The sequence below is a fragment of the Streptomyces sp. WAC07094 genome (assembly GCF_036320405.1).
Taxonomy (GTDB): Bacteria; Actinomycetota; Actinomycetes; order Streptomycetales; family Streptomycetaceae; genus Streptomyces; species Streptomyces lannensis.
Genome location: NZ_JAVMJZ010000001.1, coordinates 3,703,713 through 3,719,587, shown reverse-complemented (window position 1 = coordinate 3,719,587; position 15,875 = coordinate 3,703,713). Strand labels below are relative to the sequence as shown.

Annotated in this window: 15 protein-coding genes; 13 read left to right on the top strand and 2 right to left on the bottom strand. The window is 69.9% G+C overall.

The genetic code is table 11. The annotated features are described in order from the left end of the window. Positions 1–184: 184 nt before the first annotated feature. Genes RCR19_RS16365 through RCR19_RS16355 form a run of 3 tightly spaced genes read left to right on the top strand, consistent with a single transcriptional unit; the run spans position 185 to position 3,152 of the window. The gene (locus RCR19_RS16365) at positions 185–898 is read left to right on the top strand and encodes a response regulator transcription factor (RefSeq protein ID WP_331265817.1); all 714 of its coding nucleotides are present in this window, start codon (positions 185–187) and stop codon (positions 896–898) included. Further along, complete coding sequence (locus RCR19_RS16360; protein WP_331265816.1) at positions 898–2,454, top strand: HAMP domain-containing sensor histidine kinase; 1,557 nt, start codon at positions 898–900, stop codon at positions 2,452–2,454. The genes RCR19_RS16365 and RCR19_RS16360 overlap by 1 nt, the downstream gene beginning before the upstream one ends. Further along, entirely contained in the window at positions 2,451–3,152 is a 702-nt protein-coding gene (locus RCR19_RS16355; protein ID WP_331265815.1) for a GNAT family N-acetyltransferase, read from the top strand. The genes RCR19_RS16360 and RCR19_RS16355 overlap by 4 nt, the downstream gene beginning before the upstream one ends. A 6-nt stretch (positions 3,153–3,158) precedes the next feature. On the opposite strand, the gene RCR19_RS16350 is transcribed toward RCR19_RS16355, so the two are convergent. Beyond that, complete coding sequence (locus RCR19_RS16350; RefSeq protein ID WP_331265814.1) at positions 3,159–5,114, bottom strand: amino acid transporter; 1,956 nt, start codon at positions 5,112–5,114, stop codon at positions 3,159–3,161. Between the two features lie 528 nt (positions 5,115–5,642). Between RCR19_RS16350 and RCR19_RS16345 the strand changes: the two genes are divergently transcribed. Continuing rightward, positions 5,643–6,056: a hypothetical protein gene (locus tag RCR19_RS16345; protein ID WP_331265813.1), complete on the top strand. Its 414-nt coding sequence runs from the start codon at positions 5,643–5,645 to the stop codon at positions 6,054–6,056. Positions 6,057–6,191: 135 nt separating this feature from the next. Here RCR19_RS16345 and RCR19_RS16340 read toward each other — a convergent pair whose 3' ends face one another. Further along, positions 6,192–6,854, bottom strand: a complete 663-nt coding sequence (locus RCR19_RS16340; protein ID WP_331265812.1) for a hypothetical protein — start codon at positions 6,852–6,854, stop codon at positions 6,192–6,194. A gap of 139 nt (positions 6,855–6,993) precedes the next feature. Between RCR19_RS16340 and hemL the strand changes: the two genes are divergently transcribed. The 9 genes from hemL (at position 6,994) to RCR19_RS16295 (ending at position 15,679) form a co-directional block, all read left to right on the top strand. After that, entirely contained in the window at positions 6,994–8,313 is a 1,320-nt protein-coding gene (gene hemL, locus RCR19_RS16335) for a glutamate-1-semialdehyde 2,1-aminomutase (RefSeq protein ID WP_331265811.1), read from the top strand. Continuing rightward, on the top strand, positions 8,310–8,984 hold the full coding sequence (locus RCR19_RS16330; RefSeq protein WP_331265810.1) for a histidine phosphatase family protein: 675 nt from the start codon (positions 8,310–8,312) through the stop codon (positions 8,982–8,984). The genes hemL and RCR19_RS16330 overlap by 4 nt, the downstream gene beginning before the upstream one ends. A 227-nt stretch (positions 8,985–9,211) precedes the next feature. After that, the gene (locus tag RCR19_RS16325; RefSeq protein WP_331265809.1) at positions 9,212–10,516 is read left to right on the top strand and encodes a hypothetical protein; all 1,305 of its coding nucleotides are present in this window, start codon (positions 9,212–9,214) and stop codon (positions 10,514–10,516) included. Positions 10,517–10,582: 66 nt separating this feature from the next. Next, the gene (locus tag RCR19_RS16320) at positions 10,583–11,218 is read left to right on the top strand and encodes a TlpA disulfide reductase family protein (protein ID WP_331265808.1); all 636 of its coding nucleotides are present in this window, start codon (positions 10,583–10,585) and stop codon (positions 11,216–11,218) included. A 1-nt stretch (position 11,219) separates the two neighbouring features. Then, the gene (locus RCR19_RS16315; protein ID WP_220293149.1) at positions 11,220–11,993 is read left to right on the top strand and encodes a cytochrome c biogenesis protein CcdA; all 774 of its coding nucleotides are present in this window, start codon (positions 11,220–11,222) and stop codon (positions 11,991–11,993) included. A gap of 3 nt (positions 11,994–11,996) precedes the next feature. Then, positions 11,997–13,793, top strand: coding sequence for a cytochrome c biogenesis protein ResB (locus tag RCR19_RS16310; RefSeq protein WP_331265807.1), 1,797 nt, complete (start codon positions 11,997–11,999; stop codon positions 13,791–13,793). Further along, positions 13,790–14,872 carry a c-type cytochrome biogenesis protein CcsB gene (gene ccsB / locus RCR19_RS16305; protein ID WP_331265806.1) on the top strand — a complete coding sequence of 361 codons (1,083 nt, stop codon included), beginning with the start codon at positions 13,790–13,792 and terminating at the stop codon, positions 14,870–14,872. Before RCR19_RS16310 ends, ccsB begins: the two co-directional genes overlap by 4 nt. A 91-nt stretch (positions 14,873–14,963) precedes the next feature. Further along, positions 14,964–15,206, top strand: coding sequence for a hypothetical protein (locus tag RCR19_RS16300; RefSeq protein WP_331265805.1), 243 nt, complete (start codon positions 14,964–14,966; stop codon positions 15,204–15,206). A gap of 38 nt (positions 15,207–15,244) precedes the next feature. Continuing rightward, entirely contained in the window at positions 15,245–15,679 is a 435-nt protein-coding gene (locus tag RCR19_RS16295) for an SRPBCC domain-containing protein (protein ID WP_331265804.1), read from the top strand. Positions 15,680–15,875 lie beyond the last annotated feature (196 nt).

The following is a 15,875-nucleotide window of genomic DNA, read 5'->3' as shown; positions in this document are numbered from 1 at the left end:
GCGCCGGGCCGAGACTTCCGCTTCGTACGTCGGCCGGCGTCGCCCTGTGTGCGATGCGGCCTGGCCGACACAGTGGCCCTGGCAGGTAAATCGCCACGCACGCAGCGGTGAGAGGCGGGTAAGAAGGACGCTCGCTCCTCGGCTGACCGGCGGAGCACCGCTCTGGCCTTGGCAGACTGGTGGGGTGACCCAGACAGTGCTGCTCGCCGAGGACGACCGCGCCATCCGACACGCCCTGGAACGCGCGCTGACGCTCGAGGGTTACGAGGTGACCGCCGTGGCCGACGGGGTCGAGGCTCTCGCCCAGGCCCATCGGACCCAGCCCGACGTGCTCGTTCTCGATGTGATGATGCCCGGCATCGACGGACTCCAGGTGTGCCGGGTGCTACGCGCGGAGGGCGACCGCACCCCGATCCTGATGCTCACCGCGCTGGTGGAGACCGCCGACCGGATCGCGGGCCTGGACGCGGGCGCCGACGACTACGTCGTCAAGCCGTTCGACGTCGAGGAGGTCTTCGCCCGGCTTCGGGCCCTGCTCCGCCGCACCAACGGAACCCCCTTCGAGGTGCCCAAGGAGGAGGAGAAGAGGATCCCCACCGGTCAGATGTCCGTCGCCGGGCTGCGGATGGACGTGCAGGCCCGCCGCGCCTGGCGGGGCGAGCGCGAGCTCGAGCTCACCAGGACCGAGTTCGACCTGCTGGAGCTGCTCGCGCGCAACGCCGGGATCGTGCTCGACCACGCCACCATCTACGACCGCATCTGGGGCTACGACTTCGGGCCCGGATCCAAGAACCTCGCCGTCTACGTGGGCTATCTGCGGCGCAAGCTCGACGAGCCGGGGGCCCCCGCGCTGATCCACACGGTGCGTGGCGTGGGGTATGTGCTGAGGGAGGACTGATGCCTCCACCACCCAGCCAGGACGTCGACACGGGTGCCGGAACAGGCCTGTGGCAGCGCCTGCAGCGCGGGCTGCGCCGCAGACTCAGACTGCGGTCCAGACTGCGGCAGGTGTCCTCGCTGCGGACCACCTTCACCGTGTCGTTCGCGGCCGTGGCCGCCGGAGTCACCGTTCTCGTCGGCTTCCTGAGCTACGACGCCGCCGCCCGCCTCGTACGGGTGGACCAGCAGACCGTCTTCGCCCAGGTCGTCGCCGACCTGCAGGACCAGGTCCGCCAGAAGCAGCTGATGCCGGACGACTTCGCCATATCCGACAAGGACCATGACACCCCGCGCGACGACATCATCCGGCCCAGCCGTACGGTCGTGCAGGTGCTCGGGCCCGGCGGAATGGTCGTGGACCACTCCAATCCGGCGCTGCCCGTCGGCACGGAGGACCAGCGGATCGCCAGGGCCGCCACCGCGGCCAGGCTGGTGGAACACAAGAGTGTGGACGTCGACGGCGACGTCTACCGCGTCGCGACCGTCGCGCTGGGCCGCGGCCAGGGCGCGGTGCAGGTCGCCCAGGAACTCAGCAGCACCGAGGACCTGCTGCGCAGCCTTCAGCAGCGCACGGCCCTGCTGATGGGTGCCGTGGTGATCGCCGCCGGGCTGTTCGGCTGGTGGCTGGCGCGGCGGATCACGGGGCGTCTCGTGCGGCTGGCCGGTGCGGCCGAGGACGTGGCGCGCACCCGGCAGCTCGGCATCCAGGTGCCGGTCACCGGGAACGACGAGGTGGCCCGGCTCGGCCGCTCTTTCGACCGCATGCTGGGGCGCCTGGCCCAGTCCGAGGACGACCAGCGGCGCCTGGTGCAGGACGCCGGCCACGAACTGCGTACCCCGCTGACCTCCCTGCGGACGAACATCTCGCTGCTGCGCCGGATCGACGAGCTGCCGCCCGCCGCGCGCGAGGAACTCGTCGCGGACCTCGCCCAGGAGTCGCGCGAGCTGACCGACCTGGTCAACGAGCTGGTCGACCTGGCGGCAGGCCAGTCGGACACGGAGCCGGTGCAGCGGCTCATGCTCGCCGACGTCGCCGAGGACGCGGCGACGATCGTGCGCCGCCGCACGGGCCGCGAGATCCGCGTCCGCGTCAGCGGTGACACGACGGTCGACGGGCGGCTCACGGCCCTGCAGCGGGCGGTGTCCAACCTGCTCGAGAACGCCGCCAAGTTCGACCGGGGCGGCGAGGCGCCCATCGAGATCGTCGTCACGGGCACCCAGCACCCACCCCAGCTGGACGAGTCCGACGAGCCGGACACCGGGTCGCCACCGGGCAGCGTGCGCGTGGAGGTACTCGACCGCGGGCCGGGAATCCAGGACAGCGACCTGATGCGCATCTTCGACCGCTTCTACCGCGCCGCGGATGCGAGAAGCCTGCCCGGCTCGGGTCTCGGCCTGTCGATCGTGCAGGAGGTGGCCATGTCGCACGGGGGAGGGGCGTTCGCGTGCAGACGTGAGGGCGGCGGTTCGATCATCGGGTTCACGGTCGGTTGTGGACGGGTCCGGGGCCGGTGACCGGGCGGTCGTCCGATCCGGGCACCCATCTCGTCTGGGCCGCGCAGGGGCGGCCGGCCCGGGTGCGGCGGCACGGGGCCGCTGCCGCCGTCGCCGCTCGCGGGCTCTGCGGACGTGACCGGATCGCGGTCGCGGGGGATGCCGAGGACGCCGTGCCCCTCGTACGGGATCTGCTCGCCGAGTCGGGGGCCGGTTACCGGCCCTTCGGCGACGCGCGCCTGATGGAGGTGCCGGCCCGGCGGATCCCCGGGCTCGTCCTCACCGATCCCTTCTACTGGATGCAGACGGACTCGCCCTGCGATGCGCCCGGCTCCTCCGCCGTGCGATGGCTGGACGCCGCCGGTGAGCGGGCCGCGGCACCGCTGTTCGACCGCTGGTTCCCGCAGTCGTACGCCCGGCCCGGCCTGCCGGGTGTGCGCCGCTGGGCCGGCGTGCACGGCGGCTCGGGGTTGCTCGCGGTGGCCGCCGACGCCTGGTCCGCCGACCGGTGCGGTTTCCTCGCCGGGGTGGTCACCGTCCCCGAGGCGCGGGGGCACGGCCTCGGCGCCGCGGTGTGCCGGTTCGTCGCCGACGTACTCGTCCGCGAGCACGGCCGCGCCGCCCTCATGGTGGACGCCGACAACGCCCCCGCCGTCGCCGCCCATGAGCGCATCGGCATGGCCAAGCGGCTGTTCAGGGCGGCGGCCACAACCGTCTGAGCCCGCTCAGCCGACGTGGACGCGAGGCCGGTGCCGTCGCTCGGGTTCGGCCTCGCGCAGTACCTCGCGGGTCACCGGTGCCACCTCGCCCTGCCCGAAGAGGAAGAAGCGGAGGAAGTTGCGGAAGGGATCGCCCTCGGTCCACTCGAAGTAGATGTGCGGGGTGCAGCGGGTGGTCTCGCGGACGTGCAGCAGCAGCGCGGCGAGGGCGTTCGGGATCGAGGACGACTCGAGGGTCAGTACGCGGTAGCGGCCGTGCAGCACCTCACCGCGCACGGTCAGGCACGTCTCGAACTCGGAGGGGTCGCCGACCGTCACCTCGACGAAGACGAAGTCCTCCTGCTGAGGGAGGTCGTGGTCCGCCCGGATCTGCTCGATCTTGTCGCGGTACTCGGCGGCGTCCCTGCTGCCCGGCTCGTTGGCGATGAACCGGATCTTGCGGCTGGCGATGTCGCGGACGAACCGCTCCGCCATGGTGTCCAGGCTCACGCTGGTCACCCGCAGCTCGAAGGCACGGGCCAGCCGGGACAGCAGGGAGAGCAGCATGATGCCGGCGATGAAACAGGCGCCGATCTTCACACCGTCCGGCCGCTCGATGACGTTCGCGACGGTGGTGTAGAGGAAGACGGCCGAGATCACGGCGAAGACGACGGTCCAGTTGCGCTGGCCGGCCTTGCGGGCGGCGATGGTCACCGCGATCGCGGCGGAGCTGATCAGCACCAGCACACCGGTGGCGTAGGCGCCGCCCTGCGCGTCCACATTGGCGTCGAAGATCCAGGTGACCAGGAAGGCGACCAGGGTGAAGACGATGACCATCGGCCGCACGGCGCGCGCCCAGTGCGGGGCCATGCCGTAGCGGGGCAGATAGCGGGGCATCAGGTTGAGCAGCCCGGCCATCGCGGAGGCGCCCGCGAACCACAGGATGGCGATGGTCGAGACGTCGTAGACGGTGCCGAAGGCGTTGCCCAGATACTCGTGCGCCAGATAGGCCAGCGCACGGCCGTTGGCGGCACCTCCCGACCGGAACTCCTTCTCCGGGATCAGCAGGGTCGTGATGAAGCTGGTGGTGATGAGGAAGCCGCTCATGATGACGGCCGCCGTGGTCAGCAGCTTCCGGGTGTCGCGGATGCGGCCGGTGGGTTCTTCCTCGGTGTCCTCGGGGTCGCCCTGGACATGGGGCATGACGGCGACGCCGGTCTCGAAGCCGGACAGGCCGAGGGCGAGTTCGGGGAAGACGATCAGTGCGAGGCCGACCATGACGAAGACGTTGCCGTGTTCGGTGGTCAGTGCGCCGGTCCAGTCGGTGACGACGTGGCCGGCGGTGGCGACGTGCCACAGGCCGACGGCGACGACCACGGCGTTGAGTGCCAGGTAGATGCCGACCAGGGTGAAGGCGACGCCGATGGCTTCCAGGAAGCCTTTGAGGAAGACCGCGCCCAGGAGGGCGATCAGGAGCAGGGTGATGACCATCTGGTGGCCGTGGAGGGTGCTGGTGAGGTGGGGGTTCTCGATGAGGTGGGTGGAGGCGTCGGCTGCCGAGAGGGTGATGGTGATCAGGAAGTCGGTGGCGGCGAAGCCGAGCAGGGTCAGGACGAAGAGCTTGCCCTTCCAGAAGGAGAGCAGTCGTTCGAGCATGGCGATGGAGCCCTGGCCGTGGGGGCTTTCCTTGGCGACGCGTCGGTAGACGGGGAGGGCGCCGGCGAGGGTGACGATCACCAGGACGATGGTGGCGATGGGGGAGAGGAGTCCGGCGGCGAGGGCGGCGATGCCGGGCTGGTAGCCGAGGGTGGAGAAGTAGTCGACGCCGGTCAGGCACATCACCCGCCACCAGGGCTGGCCCTTGTGCGGGGGTTCGGGCTCGGTGGGGGGCTGCTGTGCGGAGCCCCTGCCCATGTCGGACAGCCCCTCCAGCATCCACGCCCGCAGCCGGCTCGCGGGTGGTGGGTGTTCGGTGGTGTCCATCGGCGCGCTCTCCTGGCGTACGGTTCCGGCCGACGAAGAGACCGAATTCCAGCGTAGGCAGAGACCGATCAGCGGGCCTGCGGACAGCGCCCGGATGGCGGCATCCGAGGTGCGGTGCGCCGGGACCGGCAGTCGACGGCAAGTGCCCCGCCGGCCGACGGGACCCGAAGCGCGTCTCGTGGCGGCGACAACCACCCTCGGGCGCGGCCGAGTTGGCCTGCCCGGCGGGCGAGCACCGGCGCCGACCTGCGGCGCACGGATCCGTCGAGGTGCCGAAGGCGTTCCGCACGCTCGCGCCGAGGGCGTCGACGGCCGGTGCGAAGTGAAGCCGACGTAAGAAAGTCGGGCGTCACGATTACCCGAACGACCTGGTGAAATCACTTAAAGTGGCGATCTTCGGGCCTGTCTCGTTACTGCAATCCAGTGACAGACGGGTCGCCGCCCGCTCGGCTCCGTGGAAGCCTCAGTGGTGCGCGCAAGGTGGGGGAATCCGTCAGTGGGGGATCCGTCACAGTACAGGAGACAACCGTGAAGTCCTCACTTCGCACCCGTTCCGCCCGTCTGCTCCCCGTTGGTGCGCTGTCCGTCGCGCTGCTGGCCACCGGTGCTGCCGGCGCCTTCGCCGCCCCGGCGACACAGCACAACGCGACCACGGTGAAGACCGCGACGATGGTCTCGATCAGCGTCAACGCCTCCAGGACCGAACTCCAGTCCGGTGAGTCGGTGACGTTCACGGGCGCCGCGACGGGTCTGAAGATAGGCGACGCCCTGTCGCTCCAGCGGTTCGACGGCACCAAGTGGGTGACCGTGAAGACCGTCAAGGTCGGCCAGGCCAACAACTACACCTTCATGGCCACGAAGCTCACCACCAGGGGCTCGGAGAGGTTCCGGGTGAGCCATGGCGCGACGGTTTCGCCGACGGTGATCGTCAGCGTGAAGTGACGCCACACGTCACGGTGTTCGTCACCGTGAAGTGACGCCACGAGGTCGAGGGGCGTCCCGTCTTCGGGGCGCCCCTCCTCCGTGGACCGGCAGCGTCATGGCGCGGCTCGGAGCAGCGTGATCAGGAACTCCGGATCAGGGCCACACCAGGCAGTACGGCTGATGCCCGGCCTCGTGCAGGCGATGGCTGAAATCCTGCCACTCGTGCAGCAGCTGGTAGACGTTGAACGCGTCCCGGGGACCGCCCCGGTCGGGAACCGTCGACCAGATGAACGCCGCCGCGCCCACCGCCTCCTCGCCTATGCCGCGCAGGGGGTCCACGACCGTCATGGGGAGCTTGACCACCGCGTAATCGGGGTGCAGGACCACCAGTTCCAGCGGCGGGACCTTGTGCAGCGGGACGCCCTCGATGCCCGTGAGGACCATCGCCGCCATGGTCTCCGGCTTGATCTTGGTGAACATGCCGCCCATGCCGAGCTCGTCACCGCCGAGCTCCTCGGGACGCATCGAGATCGGGACCCGGGCCGCGGTGGCGCCGTCCGGCGCACCGAAGTATTTGTACGTCACCCCCACCCGGCCACCATTCCCGCTCCCAGACCCGAGTCGATCAACCCTACGGTTCGCATGGTCCATGCCATCCATACGTGACAGCCGGTCGATCCGCTCAGCTCCGCCCTGCGCGCTCTGCGCCTGGCGTCTCTCGCTCGTCTCTTCCGCGTCGCGCCGGTGCCTTCCCCGCCGGGCACGCCGAGGACCGAGGTCATCGGTCCCCTCGCCCAGTCCGCCACCGCGATGCATATCTCCACCCGAGTGCTTTTCTAGGACGCGTGGCCCCCGCCGCGCAACCCGATCATCGTGTCAGTGACCTCCCCCACGGCCGCCCGCCGAAACGTGCGTTCAAACACCTCTCCGCGGGATCTTTGCGGGCTCTGACACCATGGCTTGTGTGAGCTATCCGTACGAAGCCCCAGTTTCGCAGACTCTTTTCGAGCGCGCGTCGGCCGTCACGCCGGGCGGCGTGAACTCTCCGGTGCGCGCCTTCCGCGCCGTGGGCGGTACGCCCCGGTTCATGGTGTCCGGTGACGGTCCCTATCTGACCGATGCCGACGGGCGCGAATATGTTGATCTTGTTTGTTCCTGGGGGCCCATGATTCTCGGGCATTCCCACCCCGAGGTGATCGCCGCCGTACAGGAGGCGGTCTCGCGCGGTACCTCCTTCGGCACGCCCGGTGAGGGCGAGGTCGCGCTCGCCGAGGAGATCGTCGCCCGGGTCGCGCCCGTGGCACAGGTGCGGCTCGTCTCCAGCGGGACGGAAGCCACGATGTCGGCGATCCGGCTGGCCCGCGGATTCACCCGCAGGGCCAAGGTGGTCAAATTCGCCGGCTGTTATCACGGGCACGTCGATTCGCTGCTGGCGGCCGCCGGGTCCGGAGTGGCCACGTTCGCCCTGCCCGACACCCCCGGAGTCACCGGCGCCCAGGCCGGGGACACCGTCGTTCTCCCGTACAACGACCTCGAGGCCGTCCGCGCCGCCTTCGCCGCTCATCCCGGAGAGATCGCCTGCGTGATCACCGAGGCCTCTCCCGGGAACATGGGCGTCGTGCCGCCGCTGCCCGGGTTCAACCAGGGCCTGAAGGACCTCTGCCGGGAGAACGGCGCCCTGTACATCTCCGACGAGGTCATGACCGGATTCCGGACCAGCAGGGCCGGCTGGTACGGCATCGACGGGGTCGAGCCCGACCTCATGACCTTCGGCAAGGTCATGGGCGGAGGCTTCCCCGCCGCGGCCTTCGGCGGACGCGCGGACGTCATGGCGCACCTCGCCCCGGCCGGACCCGTCTACCAGGCGGGCACCCTCTCCGGGAATCCGGTCGCCACCGCCGCCGGCCTCGCCCAGCTGCGGCTGCTCGACGAAGCCGCGTACGCCAAGGTCGACGCGGTCTCCGCGGAGATCCGTACGCTCGTCACCGACGCGCTGTCCAAGGAAGGCGTGGAGCACCGGCTCCAGAGCGCGTCCAACATGTTCTCCGTGTTCTTCACCGATCGCCCGGTGCACGACTACGAGGACGCCAAGAGCCAGGAGTCCTTCCGGTTCACGGCCTTCTTCCACTCCCTTCTCTCCCAGGGTGTCTATCTGCCACCCTCGTCCTTCGAATCCTGGTTCGTCTCCACCGCCCACGACGAGCGCGCGATCCAGCGGATCGCCGACGCGCTTCCCGCGGCGGCCCGTGCAGCAGCGGAGGCCACGGCAGCATGAGTGACATCACCGTCGTCCACCTGATGCGTCACGGGGAGGTCGCCAACCCGGACGGCGTTCTGTACGGGCGGCTCCCCGGCTACCACCTGTCCGAACTGGGGCGGCAGATGGCGGAGCGGGTCGCCGACCACCTGTCCTCCCGTGACATCACCCATGTCGTCGCCTCCCCGCTGGAGCGGGCGCAGGAGACGGCCACCCCGATCGCCAAGGCGCACGGGCTCGACCTCGCCGCCGACGAGCGGCTCATCGAGGCCGACAACGTCTTCCAGGGCAAGACCTTCGGGGTCGGGGACGGCGCGCTGCGGCGGCCGGAGAACTGGAAGCACCTGGTCAACCCGTTCAAGCCGTCCTGGGGCGAGCCCTATGTGGACCAGGTCGTGCGGATGATCGGGGCGCTGGACGCCGCCAAGGACGCGGCGCGCGGGCACGAGGCCGTCTGCGTCAGCCATCAGCTGCCGATCTGGATCGTGCGCAGTTTCGTGGAGAAGCGGCGCCTGTGGCACGATCCGCGCAAGCGGCAGTGCACGCTCGCCTCGCTGACCACGTTCACGTACCAGGGCGACAAGATCGTGTCGGTCGGCTACACCGAGCCGGCCCGGGACCTGGTTCCGGCCCATCTGCTGGCCGGGGCCAAGCCCGTGAAGGGCAAGGACAAGGCCTTCGGGGCCTGAGCCGTAGGGGCGGCCCCGACCGATCGGGGCCGGGTGATGGAGGCGTGCGCCGTTGGGCGCACGCCCTGCACCAGGACGTACGTTTCGTCACAAGTCGTACGCAAGTCCGTCATCCAGTCGTATCTTCGTAAAATCCGCGACACAGCAGCGGCTTGAGCGGAACCTTTGTCTCCGACGCGCCCTCTCACTGTGTGACCGCTGAGAGCGCGCTATGAGACGAGGACGGGATGCGGGAGATCAGCCGCCGGGGATTGATGGGACTCGGTGCCGGTGCGGCGGCCGCCATGGGACTGGCCGCGTGCGGCTCCCAGTCGCACGACGGCGCGAGCCCGGGACGCGGTTCCGGCAAGGGGGGCCGCGCCGACGCCGGGAGTTCCCGCCCCAGCCCCAGGCCCACCGCCACCGCGCGCCTCCTCGGTGACGGTTCCACCTCCGACACCGGCAAGCAGCCCGACCAGCCGGACAGGCCGCGGCCCCTGGAACCGGGTGAGACGCCGCCGCAGTTCGTCGTCTTCTCCTGGGACGGCGCCGGCGAGGTCGGCAACGGCCTCTTCCCGCGCTTCCTCGACCTCGCCAAGGAGCACGGCGCCCACATGACCTTCTTCCTCTCCGGGCTCTATCTGCTGCCCGAGTCGAAGAAGCGTCTGTACCTGCCTCCGAACAACGCGCCGGGCGCCTCCGACATCGGTTATCTGACGGACGCGCACGTGCGCGCCACCCTGGAGAACGTCCACCGCGCCTGGCTCGAGGGCCATGAGATAGGCACCCACTTCAACGGCCACTTCTGCTCCGGCTTCGGCACGGTCGGCAACTGGACGCCCAAGCAGTGGCGCAGCGAGATCGACCAGGCCAAGTCCTTCGTCAAGGAGTGGCGCACCAACACCGGCTTCACGGATCTGCCGGCCCTGCCCTTCGACTACGACAAGGAACTGATCGGCGGTCGCACGCCCTGCCTCCTCGGCCAGGACAACCTGCTGCCGACGGCCCGCGAGCTGGGCTGGCGCTACGACGCCTCCTCTCCCGGCGGCCGGCAGCGCTGGCCGGTGAAGCGGCAGGGACTGTGGGACTTCCCGCTCCAGTTGATCCCGTTCCCCGGGCACACCTTCGAAGTCCTGTCGATGGACTACAACATGCTCGCCAACCAGTCGATCAGGACGACCCAGGCGCCCTCGTACAACTACCCGGGCTGGCGCACTCAGGCGGCGAACGCCTACATATCCGGATTCAAGCGGGCATACGAGACGAATCGTGCGCCCTACTTCATAGGCAACCACTTCGAGCACTGGAACGGCGGCATATACATGGACGCCGTCGAAGAGGCGTTCAAGTACATCGCGCGCGAGAAGGAGAAGGGCGGCGACGTACGGCTCGTGTCCTTCCGGCAGTTCACGGACTGGCTCGACGTCCAGAAGCCCGAGACCGTGCGCAAGCTGCAGACCCTGGACGTGGGACAGCAGCCGGCGGGTGGCTGGAAGGCGTTCCTCCCGGGCGCGGGGGCGGATGCCTCGAGCACCCCGTCGAACGCCGCCTGAAATGCGCTTTTCCACCCGCAAGGGGGGTGCGCAAGATCCCCGGATCGGACATGCGAAACTTTTCACATGAGTGCCGCCCGCCGCACCCCCCAGCGCCTGAACCGCACCCGTGACCGCAGCCGCCGACGCGCCGCCCTGGCCACCGCCGGAGCCGCCGTCGCCGCGCTCGTCCTGTCGGCCTGCGGATCCGGTGGCACGTCCGGGGGTTCCGGCAACACCAACTTCATCACCGGCAAGGACGGCATCGCGACCGTCAAGCAGGGTGAGCGGTCCGCCGCCCCGGACCTGTCCGGCAGCACGATCGACGGCAAGCAGCTCGACGTCGCCGACTACAAGGGCAAGGTCGTCGTCATCAACGTCTGGGGCTCCTGGTGCCCGCCGTGCCGCGCCGAGGCGTCGAACTTCGTCAAGGTCGCCAAGGACATGGAGGGCAAGGGCGTCCAGTTCGTCGGCATCAACACCCGTGACACCAGCACACAGCCGGCCCGTGCCTTCGAGAAGCAGTACGGGGTCACCTATCCGAGCCTGTACGACCCGACCGGCAAGCTGATGCTCCGCTTCGCGAAGGGCACGCTCAACCCGCAGGCGATCCCCTCCACACTGGTCATCGACCGGGAGGGGAAGGTCGCCGCGCGCACGCTCCAGGCCCTCAGCGAGGACAAGCTGCGCGGGATGCTCGCCCCGGTCGTCGCGGAGAAGTGACGTGAGCGCAGTGTCCACGCTCGCCGCGGCCACCGACCCGAACCAGACCGTCCTCAACGGGGCGCTGCTGGTCGCGCTGCCCGTCGCCCTCCTCGGCGGCCTCGTCTCGTTCTTCTCCCCGTGCGTCCTGCCGCTCGTACCCGGTTACCTCTCCTACGTGACCGGCGTCACGGGCACCGACCTCGCCGAGGCCCGGCGCGGCCGGATGGTCGCGGGTGCCTCCTTGTTCGTGCTCGGCTTCACGGCCGTGTTCGTCTCCAGCGGCGCGCTGTTCGGCTACTTCGGCCAGACGCTGCAGGAGCACAACGCCACCCTGTCCAAGGTGCTCGGCGCCCTGATGATCGTGCTGGGCGTGTTCTTCATGGGGCTGATGCCCTGGCTCACCCAGCGCGAGTTCCGCTTCCACAAGCGGCCGGCCACCGGCCTGGTGGGCGCACCCCTTCTCGGCGCGTTGTTCGGCATCGGCTGGACTCCGTGCATCGGGCCCACCCTCGCCTCCGTACTGGCGCTCTCCTCCGACCAGGCGAGCGCCGGACGCGGGGCCATACTGACCGTCGCCTACTGCCTCGGTCTGGGAGTGCCCTTCGTCCTCGCCGCCGTCGCCTTCCGCAAGGCGCTCGGCGCCTTCGGATGGGTCAAGCGCCACTATGTCTGGGTGATGCGTATCGGCGGCACCATGATGATCGTGACCGGCCTGCTGCTGCTGACGGGCGCCTGGGACGGCATCGTCCAGCAGATGCAGAGCTGGTCCAACGGCTTCACGGTGGGGATCTGATCCATGAGCGACACACGGAGCACCGACGTGCACAGCGACGAGAGCCCCGCCAACGGCTCCGAGGCCGACCTCGGCGAGGCCGGCTCGCAACTGTCCACCGCGCCCACCGAGACGGCCATGCCCGGTTCGTTCGGCGGCTCCCGCGCCCCCGGACCACGGGGCTGGGTCACCTGGACGGCGCGCGAGATCATCGGCTGGGGCCGGTGGTTCTGGCGGCAGTTGACCTCCATGCGGGTCGCACTGCTCCTGCTGTTCCTGCTCTCGCTCGGGGCGATCCCCGGTTCGCTGATCCCGCAGTCCGGCACCGACGCGCTCAAGGTGCAGGACTTCATGGACGCCCACACGACGCTGGGGCCGATCTACGAGAAGCTCGGGCTGTTCCACGTGTACAGCTCGGTGTGGTTCTCGGCGATCTACATCCTGCTGTTCATCTCGCTCATCGGCTGCATCGTGCCGCGCACCTGGCAGTTCGTGGGCCAGCTGAGGGGCCGCCCGCCGGGCGCGCCCAAGCGGCTGACCCGGCTGCCCGCCTATGCGACCTGGCGCACCGACGCCAACCCCGAGCAGGTCCGTGAGGCCGCGCTGAAGGTGCTCAAGCGGCGCCGCTTCCGTGCGCATGTCACCGGTGACGCGGTCGCAGCCGAGAAGGGCTATCTGCGCGAGGCCGGAAATCTCGCCTTCCACGTCGCCCTCATCGTGATGCTGATCGCCTTCGCCTGGGGACAGCTCTACAAGTCCGAGGGCAACAAGCTGGTCGTCGAGGGCGACGGGTTCTCCAACACCCTCACCCAGTACGACGACTTCAAGTCCGGCAGCCTGTTCACCGACGACGACCTGGTGCCGTTCAGCTTCAAGCTCGACCGGTTCACCGGCACCTACGAGCGCAGCGGCCCGAACAAGGGCACCCCGCGCACGTACGAGGCCGCCATCACCTACAGCGTGGGTGCGTACGGCAAGGGCAAGAAGACCACCGTCAGGGTCAACGAGCCGCTGAACATCGGCGACGCGAAGGTCTACCTCGTCAGCCACGGGTACGCCCCCACCGTCACCGTCCGGGACGGCAAGGGGGACATCGTCTTCCAGGGCGCCGTGCCACTGCTGCCCATCGACTCGAACGCGACCTCGCAGGGCGCCGTCAAGGTCTACGACGGATACCGGAACGCCCAGGGGGTGCACGACCAGCTCGGCTTCGCCGCGTTCTTCGTGCCGACCTTCGCGGGTGCCGGCAAGGGCACGATGTACTCCCAGTTCCCGGGGCTCGACTTCCCGGTGCTCGCGGTGACCGCGTACCACGGGGACCTGGGCGTCAACGCGGGCATCCCGCAGAACGTGTACCAGCTGAACACCAAGAACCTGAAGCAGTTCAAGGACGCCAAGGGCAACAAGCTGACGGCGCGTCTGCTGCCCGGCGAGAGCATGACGCTGCCCGGGGGCAACGGCTCGATCACGTTCGACAAGGACATCAAGGAGTGGGCCGGCTTCCAGGTCGTGCAGCAGCCGGGCAACGGCTGGGCGCTCGGCGGCGCGCTCGCCGCGATCTTCGGACTGGCCGGCTCCCTGTTCATCCAGCGCCGCCGCGTCTGGGTGCGCGCCACCACGGGGGCCGACGGCGTGACCGTCGTCGAGATGGCGGGCCTCGGCCGCAGCGAGTCCGCGAAGCTGCCCGAGGAACTGGGCGACCTGGCCGCGCTCGTGCACGACCGGGCACCCACGAAGACCGACCAGAAGGACGCCGACCCCGATCAGGAGCCGGGCGCCACAACCCCCGTACCTGCCGCTGAAGGGGCCCAGAAGAAGTGACCTTCGCCACCGCCACCAACGAACACCTCGCGCATCTCAGCAATACGCTGATCTACTCCGCGATGGCCGTCTACACCCTGGCCTTCTTCGCGTACATCGCCGAATGGCTCTTCGGCAGCCGCAGCAAGGTCGCCCGTACGGCGAACGCGCTCACCACCGACGGTGCCAGGAGCGCGCAGGCGCCCGCCGTCAGGGTCAGGAGGGCCGGGGGCACGGCGGTGCTCGAGCGGCCCAAGGTCGTCACCCGTGCCGCGGCCGGTGCCCGTGACGTACCGGACGGCCCCGGCGCCCACGGAGGCGACGAGCAGGGCGACCTCTACGGCCGCGTCGCCGTGTCGCTCACCGTGCTGGCCTTCGCCGTCGAGCTCGCCGGCGTCGTCGCCCGCGCGGCCTCCGTGCAGCGGGCGCCGTGGGGCAACATGTACGAGTTCAACATCACCTTCTCCACGGTCGCCGTGGGCGTGTACCTGGCGCTGCTGGCCCTGAAGAAGAACGTGCGCTGGCTCGGCCTCTTCCTGATCACCACCGTCCTGCTCGACCTCGGTCTCGCCGTCACCGTCCTGTACACGGCCAGCGACCAGCTCGTCCCGGCCCTGCACTCGTACTGGCTGTACATCCACGTGTCCACCGCGATCCTCTGCGGCGCGGTCTTCTACGTCGGCGCGGTCGGCACGATCCTCTACCTGTTCAAGGACTCCTACGAGAGCAAGCTCGCCTCGGGAGGCAAGCCCGGCACCTTCGCCACCTCCGTGCTGGAGCGGCTGCCCGCCTCGGCGTCCCTCGACAAGTTCGCCTACCGCGTGAACGCGGCGGTCTTCCCCCTGTGGACGTTCACGATCATCGCGGGTGCCATCTGGGCCGAGTCCGCCTGGGGCCGCTACTGGGGCTGGGACCCGAAGGAGACCTGGGCCTTCATCACCTGGGTCGCGTACGCCTGTTACCTGCACGCCCGTTCCACGGCCGGCTGGAAGGGCCGCAAGGCGGCCTACATCGCGCTCATCGCCTTCGGGTGCTGGCTGTTCAACTACTACGGCGTGAACATCTTCGTGGGCGGCAAGCACTCGTACGCGGGCGTGTAAGCCCCCGCCGCGCGAGCTCCCCACCACAGAGGCCGGTTCCGGTGACCCAGGTCACCGGAACCGGCCTTCGCCGTACGCGCAGGTGAGAGACGTGGACACGCACCTGAGGACACGTATCCGTGCGGGCGATCACGGCGCGTTCGGAGAGCTCTTCGACGCGTACGCACGGTCCGTCCACAGCCGTCACGCCGGTCCGGCACGTCAAGGACTCGACGGGCCGGGAGGGCGTCGCGGTCACCCGGGGGAGCGGCGGCGGGGTGCGAAGGGCCAGGTCACGGGCGTCGGCGCCATTCTGGAGCGGACGGTCGTCGACAAGGCGGGCGAGCGCCCGTAACACGTGCGGATCCCCCGGTCGCGCGCCAGGCTGGTGTCATGACCGATCCCATCGAAGAGGGCACCGCCGAGCATCGGGGGGACATGCACGTACGGCACTACGTGCTGCACCTGCCCCGGCCCGTGGAGGAGGTCTGGCGCGCTCTGGCCACCGCCGCGGGCCTGCGGCAGTGGCTGGCCGCCGCCGAGCCGTTCGAACCGCGGCTCGGCGGCGCGGTGGGACTCCGGCTGCCCGGCGGCACGGCCCGGGGCCGCATCACGGCATGGGACGTGGAACGGGTCGCCGAATACACGGTGGAGGGCCGCGGCCGCATCCGCTTCCATCTGGAACCGGGCAGGCCGCAGGGCACGACGGTGCGATTCACCCACGAGAGCGGCGACGACCGGGACCCGGGCTGGCGGCAGCGCTTCGAGCGCCTGCTCGCCCAGGTGGCGGGCGACGGGACCGATCGACCGCCGGATCACCGACGTTGACGCGGAGCGCCGCCGGGTCGAACGGCGCGCCCTGCCGGGGTGCATTTCTCCATGAGGACGGGGAACCTCCCGTTCCCGCGCGTCGGCCGAGGGCGGTGACGGTGCCGAAGCCCGGAGCCGAGCCGATGCTCAACAGCTCCGGCTCCCGCGCACCGACGTCCCGGGTGCCGGTGCGGGCATCGAGGTCGCTTCCGCC

Bases quoted from the DNA above. Each gene is read 5' to 3' on its own strand.
- RCR19_RS16360 (WP_331265816.1), top strand. From the start codon at position 898: ATGCCTCCACCACCCAGCCAGGACGTCGACACGGGTGCCGGAACAGGC.
- RCR19_RS16350 (WP_331265814.1), bottom strand. From the start codon at position 5,114: ATGGACACCACCGAACACCCACCACCCGCGAGCCGGCTGCGGGCGTGG.
- RCR19_RS16340 (WP_331265812.1), bottom strand. From the start codon at position 6,854: ATGCATCGCGGTGGCGGACTGGGCGAGGGGACCGATGACCTCGGTCCT.
- hemL (WP_331265811.1), top strand. From the start codon at position 6,994: ATGGCTTGTGTGAGCTATCCGTACGAAGCCCCAGTTTCGCAGACTCTT.
- RCR19_RS16330 (WP_331265810.1), top strand. From the start codon at position 8,310: ATGAGTGACATCACCGTCGTCCACCTGATGCGTCACGGGGAGGTCGCC.
- RCR19_RS16325 (WP_331265809.1), top strand. From the start codon at position 9,212: ATGCGGGAGATCAGCCGCCGGGGATTGATGGGACTCGGTGCCGGTGCG.
- RCR19_RS16320 (WP_331265808.1), top strand. From the start codon at position 10,583: ATGAGTGCCGCCCGCCGCACCCCCCAGCGCCTGAACCGCACCCGTGAC.
- RCR19_RS16310 (WP_331265807.1), top strand. From the start codon at position 11,997: ATGAGCGACACACGGAGCACCGACGTGCACAGCGACGAGAGCCCCGCC.
- RCR19_RS16295 (WP_331265804.1), top strand. From the start codon at position 15,245: ATGACCGATCCCATCGAAGAGGGCACCGCCGAGCATCGGGGGGACATG.